The 18696-nt window shown below is 66.8% G+C and carries 18 protein-coding genes; 6 read left to right on the top strand and 12 right to left on the bottom strand.

Annotated features, from left to right (window positions below; translation table 11 throughout):
• Nucleotides 1–79 precede the first annotated feature (79 nt).
• Nucleotides 80–793 (top strand): TetR/AcrR family transcriptional regulator, encoded by a 714-nt coding sequence (locus tag CXY80_RS04800; RefSeq protein ID WP_092447882.1) that lies wholly within the window; start codon nucleotides 80–82, stop codon nucleotides 791–793.
• A 37-nt stretch (nucleotides 794–830) separates the two neighbouring features.
• Here the strand turns inward: CXY80_RS04800 and CXY80_RS04795 are convergent, their stop codons facing one another.
• From CXY80_RS04795 to purD, 3 genes are all read right to left on the bottom strand, one after another.
• Entirely contained in the window at nucleotides 831–1703 is an 873-nt protein-coding gene (locus tag CXY80_RS04795) for a VOC family protein (protein WP_092448175.1), read from the bottom strand.
• A 172-nt stretch (nucleotides 1704–1875) separates the two neighbouring features.
• On the bottom strand, nucleotides 1876–2853 hold the full coding sequence (locus CXY80_RS04790) for a phosphoribosylaminoimidazolesuccinocarboxamide synthase (protein WP_104131796.1): 978 nt from the start codon (nucleotides 2851–2853) through the stop codon (nucleotides 1876–1878).
• Nucleotides 2854–2988: 135 nt separating this feature from the next.
• Nucleotides 2989–4254 (bottom strand): phosphoribosylamine--glycine ligase, encoded by a 1266-nt coding sequence (gene purD / locus CXY80_RS04785; RefSeq protein WP_092447880.1) that lies wholly within the window; start codon nucleotides 4252–4254, stop codon nucleotides 2989–2991.
• Between the two features lie 265 nt (nucleotides 4255–4519).
• Here purD and CXY80_RS04780 point away from each other — a divergent pair, with 265 nt between their 5' ends.
• Complete coding sequence (locus tag CXY80_RS04780; RefSeq protein WP_092448174.1) at nucleotides 4520–4888, top strand: sterol carrier family protein; 369 nt, start codon at nucleotides 4520–4522, stop codon at nucleotides 4886–4888.
• A 95-nt stretch (nucleotides 4889–4983) separates the two neighbouring features.
• Here the strand turns inward: CXY80_RS04780 and CXY80_RS04775 are convergent, their stop codons facing one another.
• Nucleotides 4984–5901 carry a ribokinase gene (locus CXY80_RS04775; RefSeq protein WP_104131795.1) on the bottom strand — a complete coding sequence of 306 codons (918 nt, stop codon included), beginning with the start codon at nucleotides 5899–5901 and terminating at the stop codon, nucleotides 4984–4986.
• Nucleotides 5902–5939: 38 nt separating this feature from the next.
• On the opposite strand from CXY80_RS04775, the gene CXY80_RS19680 reads away from it, so the two are divergent.
• Genes CXY80_RS19680 through purM form a run of 3 tightly spaced genes read left to right on the top strand, consistent with a single transcriptional unit; the run spans nucleotide 5940 to nucleotide 9067 of the window.
• Nucleotides 5940–6344, top strand: a complete 405-nt coding sequence (locus CXY80_RS19680; protein ID WP_199182224.1) for a hypothetical protein — start codon at nucleotides 5940–5942, stop codon at nucleotides 6342–6344.
• 12 nt (nucleotides 6345–6356) lie between these two features.
• Nucleotides 6357–7946, top strand: a complete 1590-nt coding sequence (gene purF / locus CXY80_RS04765; protein WP_104131794.1) for an amidophosphoribosyltransferase — start codon at nucleotides 6357–6359, stop codon at nucleotides 7944–7946.
• Entirely contained in the window at nucleotides 7943–9067 is a 1125-nt protein-coding gene (gene purM / locus CXY80_RS04760; RefSeq protein ID WP_092447877.1) for a phosphoribosylformylglycinamidine cyclo-ligase, read from the top strand. The genes purF and purM overlap by 4 nt, the downstream gene beginning before the upstream one ends.
• A gap of 216 nt (nucleotides 9068–9283) precedes the next feature.
• Here purM and CXY80_RS04755 read toward each other — a convergent pair whose 3' ends face one another.
• From CXY80_RS04755 to CXY80_RS04735, 5 genes are all read right to left on the bottom strand, one after another.
• Nucleotides 9284–9571 (bottom strand): DUF3073 domain-containing protein, encoded by a 288-nt coding sequence (locus tag CXY80_RS04755; RefSeq protein ID WP_092447876.1) that lies wholly within the window; start codon nucleotides 9569–9571, stop codon nucleotides 9284–9286.
• Nucleotides 9572–9815: 244 nt separating this feature from the next.
• Nucleotides 9816–11951, bottom strand: coding sequence for an APC family permease (locus tag CXY80_RS04750; RefSeq protein ID WP_092447875.1), 2136 nt, complete (start codon nucleotides 11949–11951; stop codon nucleotides 9816–9818).
• Between the two features lie 134 nt (nucleotides 11952–12085).
• On the bottom strand, nucleotides 12086–12769 hold the full coding sequence (locus tag CXY80_RS04745) for a PadR family transcriptional regulator (protein WP_092447874.1): 684 nt from the start codon (nucleotides 12767–12769) through the stop codon (nucleotides 12086–12088).
• Entirely contained in the window at nucleotides 12766–13689 is a 924-nt protein-coding gene (locus CXY80_RS04740; protein ID WP_104131793.1) for a DUF4097 family beta strand repeat-containing protein, read from the bottom strand. The genes CXY80_RS04745 and CXY80_RS04740 overlap by 4 nt, the downstream gene beginning before the upstream one ends.
• An 83-nt stretch (nucleotides 13690–13772) precedes the next feature.
• Nucleotides 13773–14567 carry a CPBP family intramembrane glutamic endopeptidase gene (locus CXY80_RS04735; RefSeq protein ID WP_104131792.1) on the bottom strand — a complete coding sequence of 265 codons (795 nt, stop codon included), beginning with the start codon at nucleotides 14565–14567 and terminating at the stop codon, nucleotides 13773–13775.
• Nucleotides 14568–14680: 113 nt separating this feature from the next.
• Here CXY80_RS04735 and CXY80_RS04730 point away from each other — a divergent pair, with 113 nt between their 5' ends.
• On the top strand, nucleotides 14681–15841 hold the full coding sequence (locus CXY80_RS04730) for a M20/M25/M40 family metallo-hydrolase (RefSeq protein ID WP_104131791.1): 1161 nt from the start codon (nucleotides 14681–14683) through the stop codon (nucleotides 15839–15841).
• Here CXY80_RS04730 and CXY80_RS04725 read toward each other — a convergent pair.
• From CXY80_RS04725 to CXY80_RS04715, 3 genes are read right to left on the bottom strand one after another with little or no spacing between them, the layout of a single operon-like run.
• The gene (locus CXY80_RS04725; RefSeq protein WP_092447870.1) at nucleotides 15828–16286 is read right to left on the bottom strand and encodes a pyridoxamine 5-phosphate oxidase; all 459 of its coding nucleotides are present in this window, start codon (nucleotides 16284–16286) and stop codon (nucleotides 15828–15830) included. The genes CXY80_RS04730 and CXY80_RS04725 overlap by 14 nt on opposite strands.
• A 55-nt stretch (nucleotides 16287–16341) precedes the next feature.
• Complete coding sequence (locus CXY80_RS04720; RefSeq protein WP_092447869.1) at nucleotides 16342–16968, bottom strand: YitT family protein; 627 nt, start codon at nucleotides 16966–16968, stop codon at nucleotides 16342–16344.
• A 57-nt stretch (nucleotides 16969–17025) separates the two neighbouring features.
• Nucleotides 17026–18510 (bottom strand): M23 family metallopeptidase, encoded by a 1485-nt coding sequence (locus CXY80_RS04715; RefSeq protein WP_104131790.1) that lies wholly within the window; start codon nucleotides 18508–18510, stop codon nucleotides 17026–17028.
• Between the last annotated feature and the right edge of the window lie 186 nt (nucleotides 18511–18696).

Here is an 18696-nt window from a genome sequence, read left to right as displayed (position 1 = left end):
TTCAAATTGTGCGCACGTTGCGGCGGCGGGCGCAACACCGGGGACGAAGCGCACAGGGCGAAGTTCTAGACTGGACCGCATGACCTCGCCGACCCGAAAGCCCCAGGATGGCTTACCGGTTGCCTCGGCTGCCGAGCGAAGCACGCCGCCGCGTCGCCGCGACGCCCGGCTGAACCGCGACCGTCTCATCATCAGCGCGCGCGCTCTGATCGCGCAGCACGGCGTCGACGCATCGCTCGAAGAGATCGCCCGCCAGGCCGAGGTCGGCGTGGCTACCCTGTACCGCAACTTTGCGACCAGAGACGATCTGGTGCGCACCCTCTACGACCTGGCCTTGGCTGAGCTGCACGCGGTGCGCGGTGAGATCGAGGCCGCGCCCACACCGTGGGACGCGCTCGTCGTCTACACCGAACGGGTCGCCGAATGGCTGGTCGCTGACCCGTCGCTGCCGCCGATACTGCGGCGCATGGCCCAGCTCGACCCGTCGGCACGGCCGGCCGCCGAGTTCGACGGCTTCATCGCAAGCCTGGTCGCTCGTGCGAAGAAGGACGGTACCCTGCGCCGCGACGTCGACGCGGTCGATCTCGCCGTGCTCGTCACGATGGTCGGATCGCTCGGCAGTCTCGGCGACGGCTACGCCGGTCAGTGGCGGCGTCAGCTGTCGATCGTGCTCGACGGCCTGCGTGCGGCGGATGCGCCCCGACCGAAGCTGCCCGGTCGCCCGCTCAACGTGCAGGACTACCGGGCGACCGTGCACGGCCTCACCCGGCGGGCGGCCCGCGCCGCCCGCTGAACGTCACCGGAAGCGTCGCTCGTTGCTCTCCGGGAAGCTACGGCATGGCGACGGGGTCCGCGGCGGATGCGGTGGCGCCTGGAGTTTCAGCGACATCCGCCGCGCGCACGCGGATGCGGTTGGCCCAGGGGTCGTCGAAGCGAAGGGTCTGCCCGTCGTGACGGGTGTCGACGTTGTAGTGGTCCAGGCGCTCGTTGAGGGCACCCACGTCGTCAGTGCTTGGCACGATAATGCTGACCTCGCCCAGACCGAGGGCCAGGCGGCGCTTGCCGCTGCCCGAGCTCTCCCAGGTGTTCATGGCCATGTGGTGGTGGTAGCCGCCGGCCGAGACGAACAGGGCGGAGGGGCCGAAGTTCGCGGTCGCCTCGAAGCCGAGTCGGTTCACGTAGAACTCGCGGGCACTGGCAACATCGCCAACCGAGAGGTGCACGTGGCCGACGATCGCGTGTCCCGTGCTCGGCCGCTCCGACATATGCTCCGAAATGAATGCGTTCGGATCGAGGTAGAGCGAGGCCATTTCGACCTGGCCGTGGGTCCAGCTCCACAGTGTGCGATCGCGGTCCCAGTACAACTCGATGCCGTTGCCCTCCGGGTCGGTGAAGTAGAAGGCCTGGCTGACCAGGTGATCCGCGCTGCCGGTGAACGTTTCGGGGGATTTCGTGCCGATCGAGTACACCGCAGCGGCGAGGTCGGCCTGCGTGTCGAACAGAATGGCCGTGTGGTACAGCCCGGCCGAGCGCGGTTCGGCGGCCCTGAGCTCGGGGGCGTGCTGCAAAATGACGAGTGGAACAGGACCGCGGCCGAGCACGGCGACGGGGCCGTCCTGGCTGATGAGGTCGAGGGTCACGATGTCGCGGTAGTACGCGATCATGGCGTCGAGGCGGCCCACGCGCAGGGTCACGGCGCCCATTCCGGTGTCGGCGGCCAGCAGATCTTTCGCAGTTAGGGTCACAGCAGGCACAACTTAGGCGTCGCCCGGGCTATTCCGCGATCCGCGCAGTTATGCTCCCCCGACTGCGGGCCGCGCCGGTTGCGGCGCGCAGGGCGTCGTGCGCCGACAGATGCCTCAGCGCCGCGACGGGTCAGGCCCGTGACAGGCGCTCGAGCAACTCGCGGTAGCGGGCCGCGGTCTGCTCGACGATTTCGCTCGGCAGTACCGGCGGGGTGCCGGCGCCGTCCCAGTGCGCGGCGAGCCAGTTGCGCACGATCTGCTTGTCGAAGCTCGCCATCCGGGTCTCCGGCGTGGTGCCCGTCTTCCAGGCTTCGGCATCCCAGTACCGACTGGAGTCGCTCGTGAAGACCTCGTCGGCGAGCACGGTCACCCCGGTCTGCCGGTCGGCGCCGAACTCGAACTTGGTGTCGGCGAGAATGACGCCGGCCTGTTCCGCGATCGCGCTGGCGGTCGCGAACAGGGCGAGCGACAGGTCACGCAGCTCGGCGGCGACCTGCGCGCCGACGAGCTCGACCGTGCGCTCGAAGGAGATGTTCTCGTCGTGCTGACCCATTGGGGCCTTCCACGCCGGAGTGTAGATGGGTTCGGGCAGTCGGTCACCATTCTGCAGACCGGCCGGAAGCGCAATGCCACACACCGACTGAGACTGGAGGTATTCCTTCCAGCCGCTGCCGGTGAGGTAGCCGCGCACGACGCACTCGATCGGGTACATGTCGAGGGTGCGGCAGAGCATGGCTCGGCCGGCCACGGCGGCGGGAATCAGCTCGCGCACCGAGTTGCCGACCAATTCATGGTCGGCGACGAGGTGGTTGGGAACGTCGCGCAACCGGTCGAACCACCACAGGCTCAGAGTGGTCAGCAGTGCGCCCTTGCCCGGGATGCCGGGCTCGAGTACGTGGTCGAAGGCGCTCACCCGGTCGCTGGCGACCACGAGCACACGTGAGGCTGTCTCGAGGGAGGGGGCGGCATCCGCTGTCTCGATACCACTTGAATCAACGTAGAGGTCGCGTACCTTGCCCGAGTAGACGAGCGTCCACCCGTCAAGGACGGCGGCAGCGGATGCGGGGGACTCGTGCTCAGATTGGCTCACCCGTTCATTCTCCCGCATCTCCAGTGCACACAACTCCTGCAGAAAATCTGCTCGGCGGGCGGCGCCCCCGCAAAGACGGGGAAGTTCTGGCGACCGTCAGCAAATTGCAGCAGTTATGCACGGCACGAGTGGGGACGGCGCCGGCGCGGGGACTCAGGCGACCCGGGCAGCGATATCCGTGCGAAAGTGCGCGCCGGCCAGGGACACGTGCCCGAGAGCCTCGTAGGCGACGGCGCGAGCCTCGGCGAAGGAAGCCCCGACAGCGACAACGCTGAGCACCCGGCCGCCGGTCGACACGAGTGCGCCGTCAACGAGCCGGGTCGCAGCGTGCGCGATCGTGACGCCGTCCACGGCCAGGGCGGCGTCGAGCCCGGTGATTTCGCGCTCGACGAGCGGCTCTTGGGGGTAATTTTCGCTCGCGAGAACGACGGTGACGGCCACGTCGGCCGAAAAAACCGGCCGGGGCAGCCCGCCGAGCAGGCCGGTCGCCGCGGCGAACAGCAGCCCGGAGAGCGGCGTGACGAGGCGCGGCAGCACGACCTGAGTCTCTGGATCCCCGAAACGCGCGTTGAATTCGATGACGCGAATGCCGGCATCCGTCAAAATAAGGCCGCAGTAGAGCAGGCCGACGAACGGGGTGCCCTCGGACGAGAGCTGGCGCACGGTCGGCAGCGCGACGGTTTCGATGATCTCGTCGACGAACGCGTTCTCGCTGCCGAACTGGGCGTCGAGCCAGGGCAGCGGGGAGTACGCGCCCATGCCTCCGGTGTTGGGGCCGGCATCGTTGTCCAGGGCGCGCTTGTAGTCCTGAGCGGGGGAGAGCGGCAGCACGTTCTCGCCGTCGCTGAGCAGAAAGAGCGAAATCTCCTGGCCATCGAGAAATTCTTCGATCAAAACGCTGCCGTGTTCGAGCCAGAAGGTCGCGTGACTGATCGCGGCGTCGCGGTCAGTGGTGACCAGCACGCCCTTGCCCGCGGCGAGGCCATCCGCCTTCACCACATAGGGGGCGCCGAACTCGTCGAGGGCGGTTTCGGCCTCGGCCAGGGTACCGGCACGCACGGCACGGCCGGTGGGAACGCCGGCCGCATCCATGATGCGTTTGGCGAAGGTTTTGCTGCCTTCGAGGGCTGCGGCGGCTTTGTCCGGCCCAAACACGGCGATGCCGCGGGCGCGCAGGGCGTCGGCGACACCGGCCACGAGCGGAGCCTCCGGACCGATCACGACGAGCTCGATGCTGTGCAGCACCGCATAGTCGGTCACGGTGACCGGGTCGTTCGGATCGAGAGCGACAACCGGCACCTGGGCCGCGATTCCGGCGTTGCCGGGGGCGCACTCGACGCTGGGCCGCGGCTCCTCACGGAGCAGCGCGGTGATGATGGCGTGCTCGCGGGCACCGGAACCAAGGACCAGAATTTTCACCGTTTCAGGCTACCCGATGCCTCGGGCCCGCCACGGCACTGGGATATGGGCATGCCCCTAATCCCGGACTCTCGTCACCGTCAGCGTCCCCGGCTACCGGTTGGAAGCCGCCATCGAGGCGTTGCACCGCGCGCTGATTCCATACGCGGACGCGCGCATCATCGCGCTCACCCAGAGCACAAATTGGATGTCCGCCAGGTTTGCCGAACATCGTTCTCGCCGTCGTGGAGTACACGCCCGCCGCCTGATCCGGCAGACTGGAGCCATGGCACGAGCGCGCATCGACGACGGAGCCGGCCGGGCGGCCGTGGGGGCAGCGCTCGAGGGCGGCTGCGCCGCGAGCCGGGATATCCGCGCCCAAGCGGTGCGCTACACCCTGCAACTGCTGGCCGAACAGGCCGAAGGAAACACCCTCGAGGTGCGCGTGCCGCCATTTGGCGCCACGCAGTGCATCGAGGGCCCCCGGCACACCCGTGGCACGCCGCCCAATGTGGTCGAAATGGATGTCGCCACCTGGCTTGGCCTCGCCACCGGCACCCTCGCCTTCGCCGATGGTGTCACGTCGGGGGCCATCCACGCCTCCGGGGCCCGCGCCGACCTGACCGGCCACGTGCCCGTGCTGCTCCTGCACTAGCGGCGCGCCTTGATGGCGCGAGATGCCATCTTCGGTCCCTTGGCGAGGTTCAGGTCTCGTTGTCAAATGGGCGTTTGTGCGCTTTTGCGAACGTGCTAGACGAGGATTGCCTCTACTTCGTCGCTGGTAGGCATCGACGAGGTCGCCCCCGCTCTGGTCACCGCGATCGACGACGCGACGGTCGCGAAACGCACGGCCTCGATCATCTCGTCCGGCGATACGGCCGTGCCACGGACGTATCCCGCCGCCAGGCGCGCCACAAGCGCCCCGACGAAGGTGTCGCCGGCCGCGGTCGTATCGACGGCCGTCACAGGCCGGGCCGGTGCGAGTCCGAGGACCTCGCCGTCATAGGCGACGACCGAACCTTCCGAACCCAGCGTCACGATCGCCCAGGTCTGGTCAGCGCTGAGTACCTCGGCGGCTCGTACCGGGTCGCTTTCCCCGGTGAGTTCGGCGGCCTCAATCTGGTTCGGAACCACGAGGTCGACCGAGGCGAGAAACCCCTCGGGCAGCGGCATGACCGGCGCCGGGGTCAGCACGGTGAACACTCCGGCGGCGTGGGCCGCGGCGATCCCCTCGACCAGTACCGAGATCGGCAGCTCGCACTGCATCACCAGAAACGCCGACTCCGTGATCGCCGCCCGCTGCGCCTCGCTCAGCGTCGTGACCGCGGCGTTCGCGCCCGACACCACCACGATCGAGTTCTCGCCACTGTCCACGACGGAGATGTGGGCGGTGCCGGTGGGGGCATCCGCTATCGCGAGGCCGTCAGAACGGATACCCTCGGCCAGCATCAGCGCGCGCAGCTCGCTCCCGTAGGCATCCGCTCCCACCGCTCCTAGGAAGTTCACGGCCTCGCCCAACCGGGCCGCGGCGACCGCCTGGTTGAGTCCTTTCCCACCGGGAACCGTGCTGAAGCCAGCCCCGAAAATCGTCTCGCCTGGTCGGGGCAGGCGCGACTGCCGCACGACGAGGTCCATGTTGGCGCTTCCGAGTACCGCAATCGAGTTCATAGAGTCAGTCTCGCATCCGCTCATGGGACAATAGGAGCGTGAGTTCTTCTGAGCAGCCCCAGAACCCGTCGGCCGAGAACGAGATCGTGCGCGCCGAGGCGACCGTGACCCTGCACCGAGCCCCGCGGTACCGCAATTTCATGTTGCTCGGCGCCATCGTGGGGGTGCTGCTCTCGCTCATTCTCACCGTCTCCTTCCCGGAGACCGCGGAGTACGAACGGATGCAAATCTTCGGCTTTCTGCTGCTCGGCGGCGTCGCCATCGGCACTGCGCTCGGCGCGGTGGTGGCCCTCGTGATCGACCGAATCATCGGCCGCTCCAAGATGTCGGTCGTCGCGGATAGACTGGGCACGAACGGTGTCAGTACCACAAGCGAATTGCGTGCCGCTGAGCCTGGCTCCGGCACCCCCGATGACGAATTCCCCACGTTCAACGAGAAGTAAAGAGGCTGCGGCTTGCCCGGTGGCGACGGACTGTTAAATCACGATCTTCTTCCCAACGAGAAGGGCCCACAAGACGCTTGTGGGGTCTTCGGAGTCTGGGCTCCCGGCGAAGAGGTGGCCAAACTCAGCTACTTCGGCCTCTACGCCCTGCAGCACCGCGGCCAGGAATCGGCCGGAATCGCCACGAGTGACGGCAGTAAGATCCTCATCTACAAAGACATGGGATTGGTCTCGCAGGTCTTCAACGAAGCCTCGCTGAGTACCCTGCTCGGGCACATCGCCGTCGGGCACACCCGCTATTCCACGACCGGGTCCTCGAGCTGGCAGAATGCCCAGCCAACCCTCGGCCGCACCTCGAGCGGAACGGTGGCCCTCGGCCACAACGGCAACCTCACCAACACGGCTGAGCTACTCGAACTCGTGCGTGAACGCTACCCCAAGGTCGACGGTGAGCTGGCCAGGGGCAACACCACCGACACCGCAGTGATCACCGCCCTGCTCACCGGCGACCTCGACCACTCCCTCGAGGCCACGGCGCTCGAGGTGCTGCCGCGGCTGCGTGGGGCCTACTGCCTCGTGTTCATGGACGAAACCACCCTCTACGCCGCTCGCGATCCCCAGGGCGTTCGCCCGCTCGTGCTCGGCCGCCTCGAACGCGGCTGGGTCGTCGCCTCCGAAACCGCAGCCCTCGACATTGTCGGCGCGAGCTTCGTGCGCGAAGTCGAGCCCGGCGAGCTCATCACGATCGACGAGAACGGGCTCCGCACCCAGCGGTTCGCCAAGGCCGACCCCAAGGGCTGCGTCTTCGAGTACGTCTACCTCGCCCGCCCCGACACCACGATCGCTGGTCGTGGTGTGCACGAGGCGCGGGTCGAAATGGGTCGCAAGCTCGCGGCGGAGTACCCGGTCGAGGCCGATCTCGTGATCCCCACGCCGGAATCCGGCACTCCGGCAGCCATCGGCTACGCGCAGGCGTCCGGCATTCCGTTCGGTCAGGGTCTCGTGAAGAATTCCTACGTCGGGCGCACCTTCATCGCGCCGTCGCAGACCATCCGGCAGCGCGGCATCCGTTTGAAGTTGAACCCGCTCAAGAACGTGATCAAGGGCAAGCGCCTCATCGTGGTCGACGACTCAATCGTGCGCGGCAACACCCAGCGGGCGCTCGTGAGCATGCTGCGGGAGGCCGGCGCCGCCGAGGTGCACGTGCGCATCTCAAGCCCGCCGATCACCTGGCCGTGCTTCTACGGCATCGACTTTGCCAGTCGTGCCGAGCTCATCGCGACCGGCCTCGAGGTCGACGAGGTGCGCCAGTCGATCGGCGCCGACTCGCTCGGCTATCTCTCCGAAGACGGCATGATCGAAGCCACCGAGCAGCCGCGGGAGCGTCTCTGCACCGCCTGCTTCACCGGCGTGTACCCGATCGCGCTGCCCGAATCGCAACACCTCGGCAAGAACCTGCTCGAGCGGCCGGCCGCATCAAACGGATGCGACCCGGGTCCCGATTCCGATCTGGAAGCCGTGCTGGCACCCGCCGCACGACAAGAAGAAGCCCTCGCCCGTCTGGGCCAGGTACCGTTCGGTGATCCGGGAAGACCAGAATGAGCAACAACTCGTCCAGTATCTCCAACGCGTCTTATGCAGCGGCCGGAGTCGATACCCAAGCCGGTGACCTCGCGGTCGAGCTCATGAAGTCCGCCGTCTCGAAGACCCACGGCCCCGAGGTCTGGGGCGGGGTCGGCGGTTTCGCCGGACTGTTCGACGTGTCTTTCCTCACCAAGTTTCGGCAGCCGCTGCTGGCCACCTCAACGGATGGCGTCGGCACCAAGGTCGCCATCGCGCAGGCCATCGACAAGCACGACACCATCGGCCAGGACCTCGTCGGCATGGTCGTTGATGACATCATCGTGGTCGGCGCCCGCCCGCTGTTCATGACCGACTACATCGCCTGCGGCAAGGTCGTGCCCGAGCGCATCGCCTCGATCGTGGCCGGAATCGCCCGCGCCTGCTCCGAGACCGGAACGGCTCTCGTCGGCGGCGAAACCGCCGAACACCCCGGCCTGCTCGGCCCCGACGACTATGACGTGGCCGGAGCGGCCACCGGCGTCGTCGAAGCCGACCAGGTGCTTGGCGCCGACAAGGTTCTCTCCGGTGACGTCGTCATCGCCATGGCCTCGAGCGGCCTGCACTCCAACGGCTACTCGCTCGTGCGCCATATTCTGGCCCAGCGCGGCATCGGCTACACCGATACCTCCGCCGAACTCGGCGGCGTGGTCGGCGAAGTTCTGCTCGAACCGACCCGACTGTACACCGGCCCGCTGCTCGATGTCCTCGGCGACCCAGAGCTGGCCGGCGCCATCCACTCACTCAGCCACGTCACCGGCGGTGGCATCGCCGCCAACCTCGCCCGTGTGCTGCCTGTTGGCTCCTGGGTCGAGGTTGACCGGTCCACCTGGTCGCCCGCCCCCGTGTTCCGGGTGCTCGGCGACATGGCCGGGTCAACGCTCGAAAGCGCTGAAGGAACCTGGAACCTCGGAGTCGGCATGTTCGCGGTCGTGGATGCGGCATCCGCTTCATCGGTCATCGCGCGGCTGGCTCTGAGCAAAATTCCCGCCTGGGTCACCGGCCGCGTCTCGCGCGCCGAGCACGACCTGACCGGGTTCGAACAGGGCGCCAAGGGCGTCAACGGCGGCGCCGTGCGTCTCGTCGGCGCCTACGCGAACTAGGGTTCCCGCCTCAGGGGCACTCACCCGGTCGCTTGTTGCCCGGGCCCCGGTGACTCGCGGGGCGGCAGCGGCGTGGCCGGTTGCTGCACGGGCTGCCTCGTGGTGATCGCGCGCGTGGCGCGCCGAGCGCGCGTGCCACAAATGGCACCACGACCCGGCGTGCACCCCATGCAGCGCGGGATACACCAGGCATCGCGACTGAGGCCGCTGGCGGCGTTAGGCGCGCTTCTTCTCGTCTTCGGTGGCGTAGTGGTCGACGTAACGGTCGTCGTCATCCGGATCGTCGTCGTCATCGTCAGCGGAATCAACGGTGTCACCACCGGTGGCCTTCTTGGCCTTGTCCGCTTCATACTCCGGCCACTTGGCGAGGTCTTCGTCGAGCCGAGGATCGGACGGATGCCCGGTCAACTCGCGTTCGAGCGCGTTGTAGTTGGTATCCGGGCTAAAGTACTTCAGCTCCCGAGCTACCTTGGTGTGCTTTGCTTTTTGACGGCCGCGCCCCATGCGTGACCCCCTTACGATGCCAGGCCGAGCGAGTCGCGAGACACTCGGGATTTGCCGAACGGAATGTGTAAAAACTAGAGCTTAGTTTAGCATGACGGGCCTACCCGCCCACTGACGCTGCTCAAAGATCAAACGGGCCGGTCAGACCGTAAGAATGGATAGTGGATCGGTTCTCCGGCCCGGCCTGGTCGCGCAAATCATGGCGAGCGGATGCTGCTGGCTGGTCCCGGGCGCCGGCCCGACGCTACTTGCGCTTCCGGCGACGCGATGCCGTCGGCCGAGACTGCGACGGCACAACGACCGGGCTCGACTTCGTCGCCGTGTCGGGGGCTCCGGTGGGCGGTGCGAGCGGACGGCGCGACACCGGGCGGGATCGCACCGGCTCACCGCGTCGATCCTGGCCGGGGATCGGCCGCGAGCGGCGACCATAGATGAGCTCAGACGAGTCGAGCAGCCAGGGCACGAGGGCGATCGTGACGCCGTGCACCATCATCAGCTTCTGACGCAGTCGGCGGGCCTTGTGGTTGTGCAGCAGGTTCTCCCACCAGTGGCCGACGATGTAGATGGGCGTGTACACGGTGATGACCTCGGAGCCGTGATCGTCGCGGCGACCCCGAATGTAGCTGATCAGCGGCCAGCTGATGTCGCGATACGGTGAGGCGACGATGCGCAGCGGAACCTGGATGTTCTGTTTCACCCAGGCGCGTTTGAGCTCTTTGGTCTCGGCTGTGTCGATCGAGACGTGCACGGCTTCGAGGCTCACGTGGCGGGCGGCGATCGCGTAGTCGAGTGCCTTGAGCACCGGTTTCTGCATCTTGCCGACCAGCACGATGGCATGATCGCCCTGCGAACCGAACGTGGTGACGGGGTCGACCTCGATCTCCTTGGCCACGTCTCGGTAATACCGGTTGACGCCCATCATGAGAAAGAACAGCACCGGCATCATCACGAACACGAGCCAGGCGCCGTGGGTGAACTTGGTGATGGTGACAACGATGAGCACGACACCGGTCAGCGCGGCGCCGAAACCGTTGATCGACAGGCTCAGAATGATCGACCCGCGGTTCGGCGGATTCTTCTTGAGCAGTTTCAGCCAGTGCCGCACCATGCCGGTTTGGCCGAGAGTAAATGACACGAAGACGCCGATGATGTAGAGCTGAATCAGCACGGTCAGGTTGGCCCGGTAAACCACCATGATCACGCAGGCGGCCAGGGCCAGGAGCACGACACCGTTGGAGTAGATCAGGCGGTCGCCGCGGGTGCTGAGCGACTTCGGTGCGTACTTGTCGCGCGCGAGCACGGAGCCGAGCAGCGGAAAGCCATTAAACGCGGTGTTGGCGGCCAGCAACAGCACCGCTGCTGTCGCTGCCTGCAGCACGAAGAACATGATCGAGAAGTTGCCGAACGTGGCAGCGGCGACCTGCGCGATGAGGCTGCGCTGGGGCGCAGTGGCGCACTCGGCCCAGCCGATCAGGTCGCAGGGAGCCTCGGCGTAGTGCACCTTGGAGATCAGCGCGAGGGCGGTCAATCCTACGAACAACACGATGGCAATGCCACCCATGAGCGTCAGGGTGCGCTGGGCGTTCTTGACCTTGGGGTGTTTGAACGCCGGCACCCCGTTGGCGATCGCTTCGACGCCGGTGAGGGCGGAGCATCCGCTTGCGAAGGAGCGCAGCAGCAGCAGAATGAACGCGGCCTGCGCGAGGTTCTCGCCCTGCACGTCGTAACCGGCGGACTCGGCGACGGGGGCGTCGCCCATCAGCGCCCGACCGAGGCCGACGACGATCATGAGCAGCACGCTGCCGATGAAGAGGTAGGTCGGAATAGCGAAGGCATTGCTCGACTCGCGCACGCCGCGGAGGTTCACCGCCGCGAGCAGAATGATGAAGATCACCGCGAGCTCCACGCGGAGCGGGGCGAGAGCGGGAATGGCGGAGATGATGTTGTCCACGCCGCTGGCCACCGAGACGACCACGGTCATCACATAGTCCACGAGCAAAGCGGATGCGACGACCAGGCCAGCCTTTTCGCCCAGATTCTTGTGGGCGACCTCGTAGTCGCCGCCGCCAGATGGGTAGGCCTTGATCAGCTGGCGATACGACGCCACGACAACGATGAGAAGCATGACGACGACTGCAGCGACCCACGGCGCGAAGCTCAAAAAGGCGAGCCCGCCGAGGGTCAGAATCATCAGGAGTTCTTGCGGCGCGTAGGCCACGCTCGACAGTGGGTCGCTGGCAAAAATGGGAAGAGCGAGGTGCTTGGGTAGCAGCTGGCCGTCCAACTGCTCGGTGGGGAGCGGATCGCCGATGATCCACCGCTTGGGTGATCGGCTTTCCGGTACTGGGGCGTTCGCCTCGGGTGTCACGAGGGACGACATTACACCTAAGCTGGCCCCTGTCAAATCGGGTCGCTTTTTTAAGCGGATGCGGGTGGGTGGCCTGGGCGGCACAATCATCCGCTGGTCGAGCTTTTCGAGACCACCACCGACTCGCGCTGGCGGTCTCGAAAAGCCTACGGGTGCAGCGTGGCGAGGATGTTCGCGCGAACGTCGGCGAGCTGGCGTCGCAGCGTGGGCACCGTGTCGGGCGGAACAACCGAGCGGGCCGCTTGCGTGCGCAGGTCTGTGCGCAGCTGCTGCCGGAACTCGTTGAGTACCATGTCGGCTTCGCGCAGGGCGAGACGTGAATCCAGGCGAGCGGAGGTCTCGTCGCTGGTCGACGATGGCGCCTCGGCCGCCGTTGGTGCATCCGGGGCATCCCAGGACTCGGGCGTGCCGTCGTAGCCGCGCGAAGCCGGCGACCCCGCGTCGCGGGCCTGCCGGGCCGCGGAGGCCAGGTCGGCGCGCAGGGACTTCATGGCGGAGTTGACGCGGCTGCGCACCTGGTCGGCGAGGCGCCGCACCGAGTCGGTCACCTCGTCTTCGATCGCGCCGAGTTCTCCGTCACGGGCGAGCAACTCGGCGCGACCGGCATCCGTGATCTCGTAGACGGTCTTGCGGCCGTCGGCCTGCTTGGTGACCAGGCCCTCTTCCTCGAGTTTGGCCAAGCGCGGGTAGATCGTTCCGGCGCTGGGGCTGTAGGTTCCGCCGAATCGGTCGCTGAGCGCCTGAATCAGCTCGTAGCCATGTCGGGGCCGCTCGGCGAGCAGGCTCAGCAGGTAGAGGCGCAGGCTTCCGTGGGCGAACATGGCGCTCATGCTGGGTCTGCCTGGGTGATGTCGGCCGCGGCGGGCGCTGCGGCATCCGCTTGACTGGATGGTGCCTGAGATGATGCTGCACTCATCGACGCTGCACCGCCCGGCGCGCTGCCGCCGCTCTCCCGCCGCACGACCGAGATATCGCCGGACACCGAATTACCACGCAGGTCGAGCCAGCTGCCGTCGAGCGTGCCGGTGGAGCCTTCGTAGCCCTTGCCGAACGCGGTGCGCACGGTCTGGTCGTCGAGCTGCAGCGTTCCGGAGAGGGTGTTGAGGTGGTACCGCGCGGCGACGCCCGGCTCGAGCCGCACCGTGAGGTTGCCGCTGACCGAGTTCGTCACGATCTGGTCTGGTGTGCCCGCCAGGTCGAGAAACACGTTGCTCGCGACCCCGTCGAGCGTGAAACGACGGATGCTGCCGCTCGCCGTGATATCGCCCGATACGGTGTGCACGGCCAGTGCTCCGACATGGTTGCGCACCGAGATTTCGCCGTTAACCGCGTTGAGTTCGAGGTCACCCTCGACGTCATCGATTACGACATCGCCGGAGACGGTGCTGAGTTTGGCGTCATTGCGCAGTCCGGACACGAGGGCATCCGCCGAGACGACACCGAAGCGCAGGGCGACGTCGCGCGGGACCAGTACGCTCACCTCGGCGCGGGCGGTGCCGCGGAACGAGGTGAACACCTCGAGAAAGTTATCCCAGCGCAACTGGGGATGGTCGATTTCGAGGCGGTCGCCGTCCATCGAGATCTTCAGGTCTTTGCCGGAGACGCCGTGCACTTCAATGCGGGCGCCGGGTTCGTCGTGGCCGATGATGTCGACCGTGCCGCCGATCAGACTGACCTTGAGCTTGCGCACCAATTCGACATCGATGATTTTGGTCTGCCCGGGGGTGACCAGCCATTTTTCCAATGACACTGGGTTGTCCTTTCAGGAGCATGAACTCGCGTTATATCGCGTGTGTTGAAAGACACGATATATCGCGTTCCTGAAAGTTGCAATCAGTACAGAAAAATATCCAGCCACTGGCGATTGTGGGCGTGTACCAGCACGGCGAACACCACGACGTCGAACAGCAGGTGCACGCAGACCACGTAGGTGAGCGAGCGAGTGCGGGCAAAGGTGTAGCCCTGCAGCAGAGCGAACGGCACGGTCAGCAGCGGCCCCCAGGCCTGGTAGCCGAGCTCCCAGAGGAACGACGAGAAGATCACGGCCTGCAAAATATTGGCCTGCCAATCGGCAAAGTGCCGCCGCAGCAGGGTGAAGGTGACGCAGATGAAGAACAGTTCGTCCCAGATCCCCACGAAGCCCACACCCACGAACAGCCGGGCAATCTCATCGGGAGCGGTCACCGCTGGCCAATTCTGGTACGCGCCGCTTCCGATGAAGTAGCTCGGCAGAATCAGGTACCCGAGCAGCACTACGAGTGGCAGGTAGGCGCGTTCGAGCCGGGTCCAGCGTTGCCCGGTGCGAATCGGAAACCGGATCGCGTGGTCCTTGAAGTAGTACCGCGAGAGCAGATACGGCACGAGCACCGACAGGCTGAGCACCGTGCCCATCAGGGCGATATTCGGGTAGCTGATGTTCGCCTCAACCGAGATGGTGCTGATGATCCCCAGCCCAACGGCAATCAGCAACAGATCGCGAAACAGCGCCCGATTGATCAGGAACGCGAGCGCCAGGGCCGCCGCCAGCACGCCATAGCCGGCCACCGGCATCCGCAGCGCAAACAGCAGCACAGCGGATGCGCTCACCAGCGCCGCCGGAATCAGCCCCCACCGCGATCTAGTACCCATGCTGCACCCTACCCAGAGCACCTCTCAATTTAACGAGAGCGGAAAAAGTGCTGCTTCGGCACCCCGGAGGCAGCGATTTTCCCGCTCTCGCGGGGAGGGCCTAGATTCGAGGGATGAAGCGTTTTCCCAGCGACCCGGTCGCGATCTTGCAGCACCTCGTGCGCATCGATTCGGTCAATCCTGACCTGGTTCCCGGAGCGGCGGGTGAAGCCCAGATCGCAATCTGGTGCAGTGAATGGCTGCTCGGGCAGGGTTTTCAGGTCACCCTGCTCGAGCAGGTTCCCGGACGGCCCTCGGTCGTCGGCATCAAACGCGGCACCGGCGGCGGACGCTCGCTCATGCTCAACGCCCACCTCGACACGGTCGGCGTCGCCACCTACGCGGGCGATCCGTTCAGCGGCGACCTTCGCGCCGGCCGGGTGTACGGGCGTGGGGCCGTCGACACCAAGAGCGGGCTCGCGGCCATCCTCGTGGCGGCAGCGCGGGCATCCGCTGTCGGGCTGGCCGGGGATGTGATCGTGACGCTGGTCGCCGACGAAGAATTCGGCAGCATCGGAACGGAAGAGGTGCTGCGCACATTGAGCGCCGATGCCGCCCTCGTGATCGAGCCGAGCAGCCTGGAACTGACCACAGCGCACCGCGGATTCGCCTGGTTCGAGCTCTGCCTGACCGGCCTGGCCGCGCACGGATCGCAGCCGGAGCTCGGCGTGGATGCCATCTGGCATGCCGGGCTCGCGCTGCGTGCCCTCGACGAGCTGCGGCAGCAGCTGAACTCGGCCCCGGCGCATGTTACACTCGGCCACGGTGCCGTGCGGGTGTCGAAGATTGTCGGTGGTGACGATGCCGCCACGGTCGCGGCCCGCTGCGTGCTCACCCTGGAACGACGGATGCTGCCCGGCGAGTCCCCGGAGCGCGTCGACTCCGAGCTGCGGGCACTGTTCACCGAGCTGGCGCGCACGGAGCCGCAGTTTCGGTTTGAGCTGACCCGGCTGGTGGCGCGGGCTGCCTTTGAGGCCGAGCCGCACTGGCCGATCCTGCGCGCGCTTAGTGGCAATGCCGAGCGGGTGCTCGGCGCCCCGGCGAAAACGCGCGGCGAACCTTTCTGGACCGACGCCGGGCTTATTCTCGAAGCCGGTATTCCGTGTGTGGTGTTCGGTGCCGACGGTGAAGGCCTGCACGCCGACACGGAATGGGTCGACGCGCAGTCGGTGCGCGCGCTCGCCGAGATTCTTGAGGGCACGATCACCGAGTTTTGCGGGCCTACAGTCGGCTGATTCGCTCCCACCCCCGGCCCTCGTGCCACGATTCGATGACCAGATGCGTGTTGTCGGAGTCTATGTAGGTGAGCACGACCTCGTGTACGTGCAGCTCGAAACTGGATGTATCCGGCGGATCGGTCGGTTCCGGCTCGGTCACCACCAGTACCCCGGCCAGTTTCGCGTCGCCGGCCCACTCCGACGGCTGCCCGACTGGCGGCTCGAGGGTTGGCGAGTGGATGGCCACCCGCGGGTCCCGCAGCACATCGTGCAGCTTGAGCGAATGGGGCATCATGCCCAAAGTGATGCGCCCGTTGTTGATCACGAGTTCGGTGCCGCTGATCCGCGGGGCACCATTCCGGCGCAGGGAGGCCATTGTCTTGTTGGTGCCCGCGTCGAATCGTGAGCGTACCCGCGCTGCGAACTGCGGAGCATCCGCTTCAATTTCTCGCCATGTTGCCATGCGTTGAACGCTACCTCTCGGCACCGACACGAGGGCTTAACGCACCGCGCAGTAGCTACCCGGCAACGCGCTCGGCATCGGGATCGGGCGCCGGCGAGACGGCCGCGGGGCGGCGGACTGCGAAGAAGGGGATCGTGCGCTGGCAGAGGGGGCCGATCAAGACGGCGAACAGCACGGTGCCGATTCCCACGTTGCCGCCGAGCACCCAGCCGATGCCGAGCACGATCACCTCGATGCCGGTGCGCACGATCCAGATCTTCCAGCCGGTGCGCTGGTGCAGCCCGGTCATCAGGCCGTCGCGCGGGCCGGGGCCGAAGTGTGCCCCGATATAGAGGCCGGTGGCGACGGCGATCAGCAGGAGTCCCGCGGCGAACAGGAGGATGCGGGCCCAGAGGTCGAGGTCGGCCGGAATGAGCCACAGGCCAACATCAGCTGACGGGCCAACGAGCAGCGCGTTGAGCAGAGTGCCGGCACCGGGCTTCTGGCGGATGGGGATCCAGAGCAGGAGTACGACACCGCTCAGCAGAATCGTGATCAGCCCGAACCCGAGGTGCGTGTGGTTGTCGATGCCCTGGGCGAGAACGTCCCATGGGGCGACGCCGATGGCGGCGCGCACGATCAACGCGATGCCGATTCCGTAGAGGAACAGGCCAATCAGCAGTTGAATCACACGACGAGTCACGAGAATTCAGTCTAAATGCCGCTCGGTGCCCACGTCGGCCACCGGTCCCTGCGGGGCTCAACCGCCGAGGATGATTCCGCGGTTGAGGAAGAACGGCTGGGGGTCGATCCTTACGCCGTCAACCCGAACCTCGACGTGGGTGTGACAGCCGGTGGACAGGCCGGTGCTGCCGACCCGTCCGATCTGTTGGCCGGCGCCGACCCGATCGCCGACATCGACCAGGGTCTCATCGTCGGCCAAATGGGCGTAGCCGGTCTGCACTCCTTCGCCGTGGTCGATCAGGATCCAGTTGCCGTAGCTGCCGACCGCTCCGGCGGCGCGCACAATGCCGGAGGTGGCCGCGAAGACCGGTGCCAGGCAACCCGCTCCAATATCGGTGCCGTAGTGGAACGCGCCCACCCCGGGGAGGGGGCGGACCGGCCTGGGCCCGTAGACATCCGTTGTGGGGCCGCTAGCTGGATTTGCCCAGCCCTGATCGCTCAGCTGGCCGTAGTCGGTTGGAGTGATCGGACGCAGGTCCAGTCCGGACAGGCCGGCAGCGGCACTCGCGGCCTGAGCTGCGGCGTTTACCAGAGCCAGGCCGGCAGCTTCGACGTCGTTTTGGGCAGCGTCGAGCGCGGCCCGGCTCGCGTCGACCGACAGGCCGCTCGCGGCAGCACGGGTCTCGGTATCTTGCTCGTTCAGCCGCTGCGCTCGGGCTTCGTCGGCCTCGGCGCGGGCCTGAATCGTCTCGATATTGTCGGTGACATGATCCAGCTGGTCGAGTGTGCTGAGCTGGTCGAGCACGTTGCCGAGGGAATTACCGCCGAGGAAGACCTCGGTCACGACAGCGCCGGATTGCTGCTGCGCCACTTTGCGCGCGAGCACGGCAAAGCTTCGTTTGGAGTCGGCGGCTTGCTGCGTGGCCTCCACGGCGAGCCGGTGCACCAGTGCGGAGCGACCGCGCGCGAGCGTCTGACTCGCCTGCGTCGACTCGAGCGTACGCTGGGCGGTGGCCCGCACCGCCTCCGTTGACTGTGACCGGGTGAGCGCCAGGGCCAACGCTGCGGCTCTTTGTGTCGAGTCTTGTTGAGCGGATGCTCGCTGCGCGGCCGCCTGACTCTCGGCGAGGGCGGTTGCGGCTGTCGCGCGAACGACTGCGGCCGCTGCCTGGGCTGCCGCCTGCGCCTCGATGCCAGTGTCGCTGGGAGTCGGCGCTACCTTGGGTGGATCGGGGAGATCGACAACGGGCGGGATCGGTCCGTCTGTCGGCTCGGGAACTGGTTCGTTGTTCGGTTCCGGGGTCGGTTCGGCGGTGGGCTCAGTCGTGGGTTCCGGCGTCGGCGTCGGTTCGGGGGTCGCTTCGGTCGTGGGCGCGGGAGTGGGCTCCGCGGTCGGTTCTGCCGTCGGCGTGGGCGTCGGGCTGCTGGTTGGTTCGGCGGTCGGTTCAGCGCTCGGTTCCGGGTTCGCGGTCACGGTCGGCGTGGACGTGCCGGTCGAACCGGCTGGAAGTTCACCGGCGCTCGCCGCGACCGGGGCGCCGAAGAGGAGCAGCGCGGTCACGATAATGATCGCCAGCGGGCCGCCTGGCCTGCGATGTGTCGCGGCCCGCTGCCGTGCTCGCAGGAGAAGCGTAGCGGGACCGTGACTTGGGGCTAAGAACATCGGCAAACCTGATCCATTCGGGTATGGACTAACGCGGGCGGGCGGGCTGGCGTGGCGACAGTATGGCACGCCAGCCCCACGCTC

The sequence above is a fragment of the Cryobacterium sp. M91 genome (genome assembly GCF_002929615.1).
GTDB lineage: Bacteria > Actinomycetota > Actinomycetes > Actinomycetales > Microbacteriaceae > Cryobacterium > Cryobacterium levicorallinum.
This window is presented reverse-complemented; position numbering and strand designations above follow the sequence as displayed.